Source organism: Bdellovibrio bacteriovorus str. Tiberius (assembly GCF_000317895.1).
Taxonomy (GTDB): domain Bacteria; phylum Bdellovibrionota; class Bdellovibrionia; order Bdellovibrionales; family Bdellovibrionaceae; genus Bdellovibrio; species Bdellovibrio bacteriovorus_F.
This window is the reverse complement of sequence record NC_019567.1, coordinates 1,824,217-1,837,505: the sequence shown is the minus strand read 5'-3', so window position 1 is coordinate 1,837,505 and position 13,289 is coordinate 1,824,217. Positions and strand designations below refer to the sequence as shown.

Here is a 13,289-nt window from a genome sequence, read left to right as displayed (position 1 = left end):
TTAATCTTACTTAGCGGCGAGGTAGAGAGTTTTATCGAAGAGCTAAGCTCTTGTCAACACCCTCCCAAACATTTTTTCGAAAATTTTCAAAAAGAACTTTTTCGAAAAAATATTTGATCCTCAATCAACGTTCAAACGTGTCGCAAATAATTGAATTCAAATCAATTACTTATGAACCCTGTCTGTGTTTGGAATCAAACATAACGTCGGTGAGGTCCTGATTTATAGGCCTAATGCCCTTTCCAGGCAAGGCCTTTTTTAAATAAATAAAAGTGTAGAAAAATAGGGCAAAAATTGCGCTTTATGCCGCCTTAATAGGCACAAAGCGACTCTGCAGCGCTTCATGCCTATAAAAGAGGAGCCCATTTATCCCGCATTTCAGAGGAAATCTCTAGATAGAGGGGCCATTTCCCTTATTAATAGGGATCAGAAAATGCAGAAAGCCCCTTCTATATAAGAAAGGGGCCTTCAAAACCGCTCATTAAGTACGGCGGGATTTCTTATTGTCGTTCATGTGTTCAATCTTATCCCCCAGATCATGGATGGCCTGACCTGTTTTAGGGGCCTTCTCAGAGATCTTCTGTCCAACCTTTTCGATTTTATCCCCCACTTTATGGGAGAGGCTTTCTTTATCGTTGTATTTCGAAGCCATAAAAACCTCCTGGTTCGTTTGTTCTATTCTATTACTGAATAAAACCGTCCCAGGAAGAATCCATCAACAGTGCCAGTTTACAGTCACGATCCATCACTTTGGTGCAGAGGCGATTGAATTTAGACATAAAAAAAGCCACCCCAAGGGACGGCTTCTATATCTAGATCACTGTTTCGTCGTGTCCGAAGACTTTGCGGTATTTCGCCATGAACCAGTTCTGGAATCGGTCCACATATAAGTGAACGGCCGGAATCACATATAGTGTCAGCAAGGTGGAACTGATAGTACCACCGATAACGACAATCCCAAGACTTGTACGGGATTTCGAAGCTTCATTCAAACCAATCGCCACAGGCACCATTCCGGCAATCAGCGCAAGACTCGTCATAATGATCGGACGAAGACGGGTTTCGCCCGCTTTCAGCAAAGCTTCTTTCGGAGAAATACCATGCTTTTGCTGTTCAGCTGCAGAGTCGATCAACAAGATAGAGTTCTTCGTCGCAAGACCCATCAGCATCACACACCCAATCATCGAGAACAAATCAAAGCTGGAACGGGTGATGAATAACGACAGGAAAGCTCCGCAGGCAGCCAGCGGAATCACAGACATGATTGTCACCGGGGTGATGAAAGAACCATACAAACTAGCCAGCACCAGATAAATAAACATCACACCCAAGCCCAAGGAAACCAGGATGTTCGTCATCAGCTCGGCAAAGCGTTCGGCTTCACCCACGAAGCTGAAAGTCACACCCGGAGGGGGCTTCAGTTCTGTCTTCGACAGACTGTTGATTTCAGTGATCACACCCCCAAGGCCTTTCCCGCCTGGAGTGATATCTGCAGAAAGCTGGATGTAACGGTTGCGGTTTTCACGCAAGATCACCGACGGCCCCTGCGCTTCTTTCAAGTGGGCGACGTTCGCCAAAGGCACCAGCCGCTGACTGAGATTTGGAACCTTCAGACTTGGATACTGTTCACGCAAGTCACGCTGATCCGGCTGCAGGCGCACACGCACATCATAATTCACACCATTTTCACGGTAGATGGCCGGCGTCTGGCCTTCGATCAAAGTACGAAGCTCCATACCAACACCGATCAGGGAAACCCCCGAAGCTTGGGCGTTTTCACGCTTCAGCTGCACCTGGAACTCGGGCTTACCGGCGCGATAGCTTGTATCCGGCTGGGAAAGACCCGGCTCGGCCTTCAGCTTCGCCAGCACCTTTTCAGAATACTGAATCAGATCGTTCATATTCTGACCCACGATATTCAAGTTGAACTGACGGCTGTTCTGCTGACCGGGGTTATCCGTCACGATGATGTTGTATTTCTCCAGGCCCTTATACGCTTCACGCAAAGCCGCTTTGGTCTGCGTGGTATTCATGCTGCGTTTTTTAGACGGCACAAGACGGATATAAAGACTTCCCTTGTGAGGCTCCCCGTTGCCGGTACCCACGAAGGTCAAAATGTCCTCGATCTCTGGGAACTTGCGGGTGCGGCTTTCGATTTCTTTGGCAATGACATCCGTGCCATCAAGACTGGCCCCCGGAGAAAGCTCAAACTGCACGTAGAATTCACCATTGTCCTGCGCGGGCAGGAATGTGAATGGCACGCGTGTGGCAATAAAGAGCGAAAACACAAAGATCCCGACAGAGGCCAGGATGGTTTTCGCCGGATGCGCCAGAGCCCAGCCCAGAGTTTTCACATACCCCTGCTCCATGCGCGTCTGGAAGCGATCAAAGGCCTTCAGAGCTTTTTGATTCCAGATGCCGAACCTGGATGTTGGAGGTTTGTGAGAATGCTCCCCCGCCACGTATGCTGACAAAGTCGGCGCCACAAACAGACCGTCGAACAAACTGACGATCATGGCAAAACAGATCGTCAAACCAAACTGTTTGAAGAACTGCCCCACAATCCCCTGCAGATTTCCGATCGGGCCAAACACCGCAAGAATCGTCAAAGTGGTCGCAACAACGGCCAGAGTCACTTCATTGGTACCAACCACGGCGGCTTTCTTCGGCGACATGCCGATTTCAAGCTTACGGAAGATGTTTTCACGAACGACGATGGCGTCATCCACCAAAAGACCCACGACCAAACTCATCGCCAGCAGGCTCATGATGTTGATAGAGAACCCGAAGATCCCCATCATAATACACGCCCCCAGCAGCGAGTTGGGAAGTGCAAAGCCCGTAATCAGAGTGGATTTCATGCTGCCCAGGAAGAAATAAACCACCAGAATCGTCAGGATCACCCCGAATATAATGGATTCATAAACGTCATAAACGTTCGCGCGAATCTTGTTACTGGTGTCCTGAACGATCTTCATCTGGGCTTCCACCCCTTGGGCTTTGAAGTCCTCGTTGATCTTGGTTACCTTCTTGGCGATATCGTCAGCAACTTTGACCGAATTGGCTCCGGACTGGCGATAGATGCTGAAGTTGATGGCTTTCTTGCCATTCAAACGGCTGCGCGAGCTTTCGTCCTGCAAAGTGTCTTCGATCCTGGCCACCGTGCCGATGGTGATCGGATGATAGACATCCGCCAGACGAAGCACGGTGGACCCGATTTCATGCACGGACTGATACTGTCCCAGGGTGCGGAAAGAAAACTGAGTTTCTCCGACATCAATTTTACCGGCAGGGATATTGCGCCCCCCGCTGCGCAGAGCTTCGGCCACTGTGCTGGCTGAGATATCCGTGCCGTTCAAACGGTCCCGATTCAAACTGACGTGAATTTCACGCTTGCGGCCCCCCAGGATTTCCACCTGGCCGACCTGATAGACCTGCTCAAACTGCGGGGAAATGATCTCTTTGGCCAGATCGTAAAGCTTTCCGTCCTCCATGTCGGCTTGGAGTGAGATATACATGATCGGCGCATCCGACGGACCCACCTTACGGATCACGGGTTCATCGACGTCATCGGGAAGTTCACGCATGGAGTTTTGCACTTTGGCGCGGACTTCCTGCTCGGCGAAGTTCAGATTGGTTTTCAAAGAGAACTCGATACTAAGAATACTGACCCCTTCCATATTCTGCGAAGAGACCTTCTGCACTCCGGAAATGGTTGAAACCTGATCTTCCAATACCTTGGTGATTTCGGTTTCAACTTCCTGAGGACCGGCACCCGCATACGAAGTCACAACCACGACAGTGGGAAGCGTGACATCCGGATACAAATCGATGGGAAGGTTTTTTAAAGAGATGCCTCCAAGAGTCAGCATAAGGATGACAAGAGACATGATAAGAACGGGTTGGCGTACTGATAATAAAGCTGGTGACATAGTGGCGGGAAATTAGCAGCAAGGATGAGTGCGGACAACTGGAGAGATATTCGAGGACCGAAGCAGTCCCGCAGGTGGGATCTATTTTCGATACCACGACCTATTTTTGAGCCATTTTATGGCTTTTTAGCTCGTTTTTTGATACCCTCAGGATGATGATTGAGACTCCAAACCAAATGCTGCAATCTGGTTTCAGAAAGCGATGAGGCTTTCTGAAAGAGGCAGGTCTCAAATGAAAAAAGTTTTTTATATTCTGTGTTCGCTGCTTGGTTTCGACAGTCTGGAGGTGGATTGCAGTCACATTCTGGAACGCGAATTTCGCAAGAACTTCAAAAGGTAGGATCCCGTGAAAGAGTTTAAGTCCCAGAAAATAAAAGCAGTTCTTAAAGTTCTTCTGAAAAAGAAAGGACTGACTTATGACGCCCTTGCAGAACAGATGGAATGCTCTGTTCCGACGATCAAAAGAATTCTGGGGCCCGAAGAACTGACTCTAAATCGCCTTTTGCATCTGTGTGATATTTTAGACACCAACCTTGCTGAAATTGAAACCCTGACGGCCGAGGAAGAAACCGGAAGTCCTTCATTCACCGAAGAACAGGATGCCTTCCTGGCAAAGAACAAGAACTACTTTGCTTATCTGATGAAGCTTTTTGATGGAATGACTCCAAAACAGATTGCTGACGAGTATCAACTGACCGCAAGAAGCACGGACAAATATCTGATCGGCCTGGAAAAGCATGACCTGATCCGTGTCACCGGAAAACAAAAGGTTAAACCCGCCTTCAAGACCATTCCAAACCTCGGAAATGCGGCCTTGGCGCGGGCTCATTCTGAATCCTTCATCAAAGGCGTGGCGTATTTCTTTATCGATCTGGTTCGCGAAGGGCTTTATTCCCAAAAGAAAAAAGAAGAGCGCAATCAGGCGAGTTTTTCCACTCAGGTGGTCAAAATCTCTAAAGCCAGCTATCAGGCGTGGGTTGAAGAACAGAACAAGTCCCTGCGCAGTTTTGAAAAGCTCGCGACCTACGAAGAAAAAACCAAAGCCCCTGAGGAACTTATGTCGGCCGTGATTGTTTCAGCCCACACCATTCTGAAGCACGACTATGAGGGATTGAAAAAGTTCAGTTCCACTTTTGGCGAAATCACCAACTTTTAAAAGGGCCGGGGCGACTCATCCGCCTTAGGCCGCGGTGGTATCGAAGACACTGGTACGATGCTGATTTTACCATTGGTTTCAAGAACCCCCAGCAGAACATCTGAAAACGACTTCAGGCCATGCTCCCGCAGCGTGGCTTCAAGTTCGGATTGAGTGATTCCTTCGGAAGTGCGCACTTTTTCAATGACCTGCCCGTTTTGAATAATCACCCGGGGTTCGCCCTCAACGACTTCTTCGACTTTTTTGAACTTATAACTAAGATAGTCCACAAAAGAGTTCACCGCCACCAGGGTGGCTGCCAGAATCAAGGCCCCGGTGACGGAGTATTCATCCGATATCAATCCATTACTGACGGCTTCACTGATAATCAGCAGCAGAACAAAATCAAACGGAGCGAACTCGCCGATTTGCTTTTTACCAATCACCCGCAACAGCACGAATACGAAAAAGTATACGATAACTGCACGAAGTATCAGTTCCCACCAGGGGTTCGTCATTTCCCACATCCGCCACCTCGTTTGATTCAGGCTCGCTCTTGACTGCTGCCATCGCAACCAGTTTTCCCTGTCCCTTGTCTGTGCGCACAAGGATAATGGCATCTTACGGAGGTCCCCATGCCAGAGATTGCCGAAGTCGAAACCGTGCGCCGTCATCTTGACAAAGCTCTGCGCGGCAAAAGGATCAAAGAAGTCATTTATGAAGACAAAGACAGACACCTTTTCGCCTTTGCCCCAGCCAAAGAAGTGAAAAAGGCCCTGGAAGGAGCCCGCATCACCGGCACCGGCAGGAAAGGAAAGTATTTCTGGCTGGAGCTGGATCGTAAGCCCTGGCCATTGTTTCACCTGGGCATGAGCGGAAACATCTCGCTGCTGACGGATCCCTCAGACGCCAGACACCGCAATATCTGGGGCGGCAAAAAACTGTGGAGTCTTGAAGATGAAAGCGAACACAGCATGATTTGGTTTTGCCGGTTGCTGCTTCGACTGGATAAAAAAATCGAAATGGCTTTCAGTGACCCGCGCCGCTTTGGCCGGATGTGGCTGACGGACGATCCGTGGCAACATCCACGCATTGCCAAGCTGGGCTTTGACCCTCTGTTGGATTTCCCGACAGCCAAAGCGTTGTATGAACGTCTGCACAAGCGAAAGAAATCCATCAAAGGACTGATGCTGGATCAGGGGCTATTCGCGGGGATTGGCAACTGGCTGGGAGATGAAATTTTGTTTCAGGCGCGCATCTCGCCCCATCGTCTGGCCTCGGATCTGACGCTGGCTGAAGTGACCACCATACGCAGAGTGACTTTGTCAGTCGTGAGAAAAGCCATTGCCGTGGATGCGGACTATGAGCGCTTTCCCAAGACGTGGCTTTTCCACGAACGCTGGGGCAAGTCAAAAACTGCCAAAACCCACAAGGGACACAAAATAAAACATGAGGACATTGCCGGACGCACCACTGCGTGGGTCCCGGACTGGCAGAGCTAGGACCTTAGCCAATCCTGAAGCTTGTTTTAAATCAGCAACCGGGGGTTTTAATTTCCGTTCCTGCAAGGGCGGCGGAAAATATCCCTGAATGCGGGAGGAACCTATGGCTGAGAAAAAAAATGAGGCAGTACGAGGAGCGGATCTAAGAAAGAAAATCATCGACTCTCAGGAAAAGGGCGAGAACTATCGTTCTGAGCACCAGGGCACGGATCTTATCGACACGAACACCGTGCACGAAGATCAAACGACCCGCAATCGCAGTTCCAGCGAGCACAGCTCTAAAAAATAATCAGGGGTGCCTATGATCCCTGAGCAAATTGAAGAACTGAAAAAGCGCCAGACACCCCTGCTACGTCATCAAGACCTGCAGGATGTGATTTCCCATATCAAGGACCGCAAAGTGGTCATGCTGGGAGAAGCATCGCATGGAACGCATGAGTACTATCACTGGCGTGCCCAAATAACCCAGGAGCTCGTCAGCAAACACGGCTTCAGCTTTGTCGCCGTGGAAGGAGACTGGCCCTCGTGTCAGTATCTGGATCGCTATGTTCGTTCCAGCAATCTGGACAAACTTCCTTTTGCGCATTTTTCCCGGTGGCCAGGATGGATGTGGGCCAACGAAGAAGTCCGTGATTTCACAACCTGGCTGCGCTCGCACAATCATCTGCAAAATAAGAAACCGGTCGGTTTTCATGGACTGGATGTTTACTCGCTGTTTGAATCCATCGATGCCATTGTCAAAACCGTGGGTGGTATCGAACCTGATCTGGTGGCTCCGTTAAAGGAGTACTACAGCTGCTTTGCCTCTTACCGGCATGACGAAAAAAAGTACGTCAGAGATCTTATGCGAAACTCCAAAGGCTGCCGCGAAGAGGCTGTGTCTGCCCTGGAAGATCTGCTTGAAAAAAACATGACCCGCGCCGACAACGCCCTCTTTGATGCCATTCAAAACGCCCGTGTGATCAAAAATGCTGAAAAATATTATCAGGCTATGACTGCTTTTGAAGACAGCTCGTGGAACGTGCGTGACCGGCATATGCTGGAGTCCTTGGAGGCCTTGCTTCAGCACTATGGCACCGACGCAAAAGCCATTGTCTGGGCTCACAACACCCACATCGGTGACTACCGGGCCACAGACATGGTGATCGAAGGCAGCGTCAACATCGGAGGCCTGGCTCGAGAGATCTTCGGTGAAAACAATGTGGCCTTGGTGGGTTTTGGCAGCTATCAGGGAAGCGTGATTGCCTCCCCGGCTTGGGCGGGTCCGGTGCGGGTGATGAATCTGCCCCAGGCACAGAGTGGAAGCTATGAGGATCTTTTTCACCAAGTGGCCTATGCCTCAGGATTCAAAAATTTTTCTTTGAACTTTACTAAAGAGGATCGGACCAAATCTTGGGCCCAGTCACGGGGCCATCGTGCGGTGGGCGTTGTCTATAACCCCCACCATGAACGCGCCAACTATGTTTCGACCAAAATCGCGGAACGCTATGACAGCTTTCTGTTTTTTGATGAATCGCGCGCTTTAAGTCCGCTGCGACAGGAAATTGACCGGAGTGAAATACCGGAAACCTTCCCGTCGGGCCTATAACGTTTTTCTGCCTTAAGCAGGAATCAATGGCTTGATTTGCAGGTTCTTTTCTTTCAGGAAATCCGGGTTGAACACCTTGGACTGATAGCGAAGTGCTGAATCCCCCATCACAGTCGCGATACGCAAACCCTTTCCCTGATTCTGCAAAGCATATTGATAAGCCGCGAAGATATTCAGCGCTGCGGAAGTCCCCACCAGAAGGCCTTCGTGCTGAGCCAGATAATAAAGCATTGAGAGCATTTGTTCATCGTGGATCTGAACTGCCTCATCGACACGGGCTTTTTTAAAGTTTTCGGTCAGACGCATGATTCCGATGCCCTCGGTGATGGAACTGCCTTGAGATTCAAATTTTCCGGTTTTAACAAAAGAATAAAGGCCTGAACCCATGGGATCAGCCAGAAGAGTATGCACTTTTGAATCCTGCTCTTTCAAATAGGCAGACACCCCGGCCAGCGTCCCCCCTGTGCCTACAGAAGAAACAAAGGCATCCACCTTTTGGTCCATCTGCGCCCACACCTCAGGGCCGGTTGTTTTATAGTGAATTTCGAAGTTGGCGGTGTTTTCAAACTGATTGGCCCAAAATGCATTGGGACGAGATTCAGCCAAAGTGCGAGCTGTGTGGTAAAAGTGATTGGGATTGGCAAACGGACAAGGAGCCACTTTCACAAGCTCCACTCCCAAAGCATGAAGCGCATCGTATTTTTCTTTGGCTTGATTGTCTGGCATTACGATCACGCAGCGATATCCGCGCTGAGCGGCCAAGGTGGCAAGACCAATCCCCGTGTTACCAGCAGTGCCTTCGACAATCGTGTATCCAGGTTTCAGCAGCCCCTGTTTTTCAGCGCTTTGAATGATCCCCAGGGCCGTGCGATCTTTCACACTGCCACCTGGGTTCAGATATTCAGCCTTGGCGAAGATCTCACATCCGGTGATTTTTGAAAGAGACTGAAGCTTGATTAAGGGTGTGTGACCAACAACGTCTGATACTGAACCTGCCTGCATAAGCACCTCGCAATCCAGCCAGAACTATATATCCCGAAGCCTATTGATTCAAAGGCTTTACTTCGTCGTGACAGCCCTGCAATCCCGAATAGTCACCGGGATAATTGAGCACCCTTGGGAACCCCCAAGCGAAGATTTGCTGGGCCAAGTCCGGAGAACCTGCCCCTTTGCTGCAAACGACGATGATGATGGAATCAGGGGTCATGCCTTTGGCTCCCATAACTTGGACAGCATCACCTGCAGCCAGGGGACTTAATACGGAAGCCGGAATATTACTGACCGGCATTTTTGTGATGGGGTCCATGCTCATGTTAAACTGCGCGAAGTCTGCTTCACTGCGCACGTCCAACACATGGGCTTTGAGCTTGGCCTGACTAAAAGGCATGGCGAAGGTCGGCGCCAGCTGCTGAGTGGGTGCACGTCCGCCCAATGAAGCCATGCGCGCTTTACTGCTCCACTGGGCGACTTCGTTTTTCTGGGACAAATAAGATTTCAACTGCGGCAGATCTATCTGAATAGGACCCGGCCGGGTTTGACATCCACAAAATAAGAAAACTGCCAGCAGCAAAGTTAATTTCATCAAATCATCTTATCGCGAATGCGGCGCCCTCACATATAGCCATTTCGAGGTCGCACAAATCACAAATTTGCTGAACTGCAAGCCAGAGCCTGATGGCAGATTCGGGTGTTATCTCAAAATACCCGTTGAGGTCATTGACTCAATTTTATCAATGTACATCAGTCGGAGGGTGAACAGATCTCCGGCACTTAAACCGCGGTCGTCCCATTTGCGAGTGACACAATAACTCATGATCGAGTCTGCATCGTATTCTGTATAGCCGAAGCCCCACTTCATACCCTCTTTCGTTTTGCCACCTATGGTGCAGGTGGAATGAGGATGATCGTGTTCGTGATACAGACCTGCTATATGACCAAACTCGTGCACGACCGTGGATTTAGTCAGGCCTCCGGCGAAGAAGTGCACCACGCCCGTCGCACCCGGAAAGTCCTTGGCAGGATAAACAAGCTGAACCCCAACCGATGCGGAGGCCAGCGTGCCGCCCAACCATTTCAAAGCATTTTTCGGGCGATAGTTGATGACGACTTTACTTTGGTCACCCAGAATACAGTTTTCAAACCCGACAAAATGTATTCCCGTGCGGGATGGAGTGAACTCATCCTCGAGCCAGCGACGAACTTGATCTTTATCATGGGAGCTCCAGACCGATCGACGGTATTTTTCTTTCGAGTTTTGCACTGGGTTGGCAAAGCAGACTTTCACAGCTTCAGGACGCCAGCGACGCCAAGTAAACATGCCAGCCTTTGCCTGCATAGCGGAAGTTAGAATAAGGAATACAAGCAAAACTCTAGTTTTCAATCAACACCTGCCTGACCTAATCCATAAGAGCGATGCAAGGTATTCGCCTGCCTTGAGTGCGATAGATTGGCCGAGGCCTGTGCCCGGAGCGTAGAACCTAGACAATCGGTTCCAAAACGCGTCAGCATACAGGGATGTGTTTAATATGACGGGAATAAAAAAGGGAAAAATTGGGGTGAGTAACGGGGCTTGAACCCGCGACACTCGGAATCACAATCCGATGCTCTACCAACTGAGCTATACCCACCACAAAGGAAGATCTTTTATAGGGCCTTGCCAAAGAAAGTGCAAGCACGAAAATGACCCCGGAACGCAGATTTTAAAAAGCCCTAGTAATCACAAGAACCTACGACCACCTGCGCCTTACAGGCACTGCCCCCTTTTTCGGCATCAAGGACCGTTTCTTCCGCCCAATCCCCATTGGCGTTGCAACGGTGACGAACACAGGAAACGCCTTCTGCGGCAACCAGGCAGGCTTTCTTTTCTTTCTTGGGGTTGTTTAAGCATGTCCATGAACACTCATTAAAGCGCCCGGCCGGCTTTTCACAGATGGACCCGGATCTTTTGCTATCCGCTTTGGCTTTGGCAGCCCGGGCTTGATCGGTGGCCTGTTTTTTACGGCGCATTTTTTCAGCTTCACTGGCAATGGACAGCTCTTTCAGGTCAAGGGCGGTCACCGAGGTCAGGCGCCCGCGAGGGATCTTTCGTCCCTGCAAAAGGATGTCATAGGCGATTTCACCACCTTCGATCACCCCTTGAAAGCCGACTTGCTGCCCGCTTTGAACCTTCGCCGAATCTTCGCCGTTGAGGGCGGAAAACTCCATCGAGCCTTCAAACATCTTCACCCCGGCAAACGCTTTGGCCGGATCCATGCTAAGGACATAATCCCCGGCCGGAGCAATAAACTCGAAAAGATCCGAACGCACAGCCACATTGTAAGCGCCCTTGTCTTTAAGGGACTGACTCCAATGAAGATGACCGGATTTCAGATTCAGCACGGGGGCTTCTCCGCCCTCCCAGCTAATCACCGGGATGATCAGCTCGCTGCCCCCCAGAACGGTGAAGCTGCGCTTTTCATCAAGTTGTACTTTAACTTCTGAATCCAGAGATGTTTCCAGCGTCGCTTTTTCTCGCAAAGTGGTCGTACCGCGAAGAGACAGGCGCTTGCCGTCCTTCCCCGTCAACCACGCCTGCCCGCGAACCTCACGAACCGCCGGATACTTGGGAGCAGTCGCAAAAACATGGGAATCCACCAAAGTGATCCCCGCCAGCAAAAGAACAGAAAGAAGACTATTCAGACTTTTTGTGAACACGTTCCATCTCCCACTGCTTGGCGAACTTTAAAAACAGGGAATAGGCTGCTCCGACGGCGATCACAAAGCCCGGCATCCCATCCATAAAGCCGCGCTTTACAAAATAGGTCTCAATAAATTTGCCCCAGGGCTTAAAGATCAACTTGAAGTAAGAAAATTTCTTGCCCGCAGCCATCAGCTGTTTGGCTCCCAGCGTGGAATAGCGGTCGTTGGTGATAACCTGATCGCTCAGACCATCAAACACCCAGTGCAGCAGATCCCGCTTCATTTTGAGCATGCGTTTGACTTCCACTTTTTCGTGTACGTCTGCGGAATTCCACTGGGAACGGGATTTATTAAACAGTCTTAGTTGATAGTCCGGATACCACCCGCCGAATTCGATCCAGCGTCCCAGATGGTAGGATTTGCGCGGAAACAGGTACCCTGCCTCCGGATCCAACGCATGAAAGCTTTCGTAAAGCTCTGATGCAAGTTCAGGGCTGAGTGCCTCGTCGGCGTCCAAAGACAGAACCCAGGCATTTTTCGCCTGAGCCGTCGCAAAGGCCTTCTGGGGTCCGAAACCCTTCCATTTTTCCTGGAACACGCGGGCGCCGCACTTTTCAGCAATCTCAACGGTGCGATCCGTCGAAAAGCTGTCGACCACGACAACATCGTCTACAAAGGGGGCGGAACGAATGCAGCGCTCAATGTGCGCCTCTTCGTTCAAGGTAATGATCACAAGGGAAATGGGAAGTTTCGTCACGGAATCAGATTCTCTTTGGATCAAGGTCTTGTCAAACGATTCACGACTCGATACCATTTTTTGAATCGAAAGGCTTTTATCCATGAATTTTGCTAAATACTTCGTTTTCGGACTGTTTCTAACTTCTCAAGCGCATGCTTACCTGAGCATCGCAGAATCCGGCGAGCTTTTGGCTCCGGGCAAATATCAAGTGGGTGTTGAGCCTCAGCTTTTGACCAACAAAGGCAACGGTGCCAACTTCAACGTGTTCTTTGATACCGCTTTGGGAGATTCCTCCAGCGCGCGCATCAGCATGGGCGCAGGTGCTGTGGACTTTAACACTTTTGCCAGCGTTAAGTGGATTCCAATCCCTGACGTGGACAACCAGCCAGCGATGGGCCTTCGTGCCGGTGCGGGCATTGCCCGCGATGAGGACGAAAACCTGATCCAGTTCCAGTTCGCCCCACTGGTCAGCAAACGTTTTGACACAGAATATGGATTGACCGTGCCTTACCTTGCGGTGCCGTTTACATTCCTGAACACCAAAGACGAAAACTTCGTTGCCTCCAACCTGGCGTTGGGAAGCGAATTCCACTATGTTGACTGGAAAGAAGTAAATATGGGCGCGGAAGTGGGCATTGACCTGAACAAGTCTTATTCCTACATCTCCCTTTATCTGACATTCCCATTTGAAAGCCACAAAGGATTCGGGAAGTAA

13 protein-coding genes and 1 tRNA gene are annotated in these 13,289 nt (G+C 50.1%); 5 read left to right on the top strand and 9 right to left on the bottom strand.

All coding sequences use genetic code 11. The annotated features are described in order from the left end of the window. Positions 1-481: 481 nt before the first annotated feature. Both BDT_RS19330 and BDT_RS08725 read right to left on the bottom strand, forming a co-directional pair. Positions 482-652 carry a hypothetical protein gene (locus BDT_RS19330; protein ID WP_015090872.1) on the bottom strand — a complete coding sequence of 57 codons (171 nt, stop codon included), beginning with the start codon at positions 650-652 and terminating at the stop codon, positions 482-484. A gap of 160 nt (positions 653-812) precedes the next feature. After that, entirely contained in the window at positions 813-3,932 is a 3,120-nt protein-coding gene (locus BDT_RS08725) for an efflux RND transporter permease subunit (protein ID WP_041577471.1), read from the bottom strand. Positions 3,933-4,278: 346 nt separating this feature from the next. Here BDT_RS08725 and BDT_RS08720 point away from each other — a divergent pair, with 346 nt between their 5' ends. Then, entirely contained in the window at positions 4,279-5,088 is an 810-nt protein-coding gene (locus BDT_RS08720) for a helix-turn-helix domain-containing protein (RefSeq protein WP_015090868.1), read from the top strand. On the opposite strand, the gene BDT_RS19080 is transcribed toward BDT_RS08720, so the two are convergent. Continuing rightward, positions 5,085-5,585: a DUF421 domain-containing protein gene (locus BDT_RS19080; protein WP_158320232.1), complete on the bottom strand. Its 501-nt coding sequence runs from the start codon at positions 5,583-5,585 to the stop codon at positions 5,085-5,087. The two genes, BDT_RS08720 and BDT_RS19080, sit on opposite strands and share 4 nt — an antisense overlap. 117 nt (positions 5,586-5,702) lie before the next feature. On the opposite strand from BDT_RS19080, the gene BDT_RS08710 reads away from it, so the two are divergent. From BDT_RS08710 to BDT_RS08700, 3 genes are all read left to right on the top strand, one after another. Then, positions 5,703-6,569, top strand: a complete 867-nt coding sequence (locus tag BDT_RS08710; RefSeq protein ID WP_015090866.1) for an Fpg/Nei family DNA glycosylase — start codon at positions 5,703-5,705, stop codon at positions 6,567-6,569. A 103-nt stretch (positions 6,570-6,672) separates the two neighbouring features. Beyond that, positions 6,673-6,858, top strand: coding sequence for a hypothetical protein (locus BDT_RS08705; RefSeq protein ID WP_015090865.1), 186 nt, complete (start codon positions 6,673-6,675; stop codon positions 6,856-6,858). A gap of 12 nt (positions 6,859-6,870) precedes the next feature. Beyond that, a complete protein-coding gene (locus tag BDT_RS08700; protein ID WP_015090864.1) occupies positions 6,871-8,157 on the top strand; it encodes an erythromycin esterase family protein in 1,287 nt (428 codons plus the stop codon). Positions 8,158-8,169: 12 nt separating this feature from the next. Here BDT_RS08700 and BDT_RS08695 read toward each other — a convergent pair whose 3' ends face one another. The 6 genes from BDT_RS08695 to BDT_RS08670 form a co-directional block, all read right to left on the bottom strand. Beyond that, a complete protein-coding gene (locus BDT_RS08695; RefSeq protein WP_015090863.1) occupies positions 8,170-9,159 on the bottom strand; it encodes a cysteine synthase A in 990 nt (329 codons plus the stop codon). Between the two features lie 40 nt (positions 9,160-9,199). Next, positions 9,200-9,739 carry a rhodanese-like domain-containing protein gene (locus BDT_RS08690; RefSeq protein WP_080602367.1) on the bottom strand — a complete coding sequence of 180 codons (540 nt, stop codon included), beginning with the start codon at positions 9,737-9,739 and terminating at the stop codon, positions 9,200-9,202. A 108-nt stretch (positions 9,740-9,847) separates the two neighbouring features. Next, a complete protein-coding gene (locus tag BDT_RS08685; RefSeq protein ID WP_148278778.1) occupies positions 9,848-10,474 on the bottom strand; it encodes a hypothetical protein in 627 nt (208 codons plus the stop codon). A 234-nt stretch (positions 10,475-10,708) separates the two neighbouring features. After that, positions 10,709-10,784 (bottom strand) — tRNA-His (locus BDT_RS08680). An 82-nt stretch (positions 10,785-10,866) separates the two neighbouring features. Then, the gene (locus BDT_RS08675; protein WP_015090860.1) at positions 10,867-11,850 is read right to left on the bottom strand and encodes a hypothetical protein; all 984 of its coding nucleotides are present in this window, start codon (positions 11,848-11,850) and stop codon (positions 10,867-10,869) included. Beyond that, entirely contained in the window at positions 11,828-12,676 is an 849-nt protein-coding gene (locus BDT_RS08670) for a glycosyltransferase family 2 protein (RefSeq protein WP_015090859.1), read from the bottom strand. The genes BDT_RS08675 and BDT_RS08670 overlap by 23 nt, the downstream gene beginning before the upstream one ends. Between BDT_RS08670 and BDT_RS08665 the strand changes: the two genes are divergently transcribed. After that, entirely contained in the window at positions 12,675-13,289 is a 615-nt protein-coding gene (locus BDT_RS08665; protein WP_015090858.1) for a hypothetical protein, read from the top strand. The genes BDT_RS08670 and BDT_RS08665 overlap by 2 nt on opposite strands.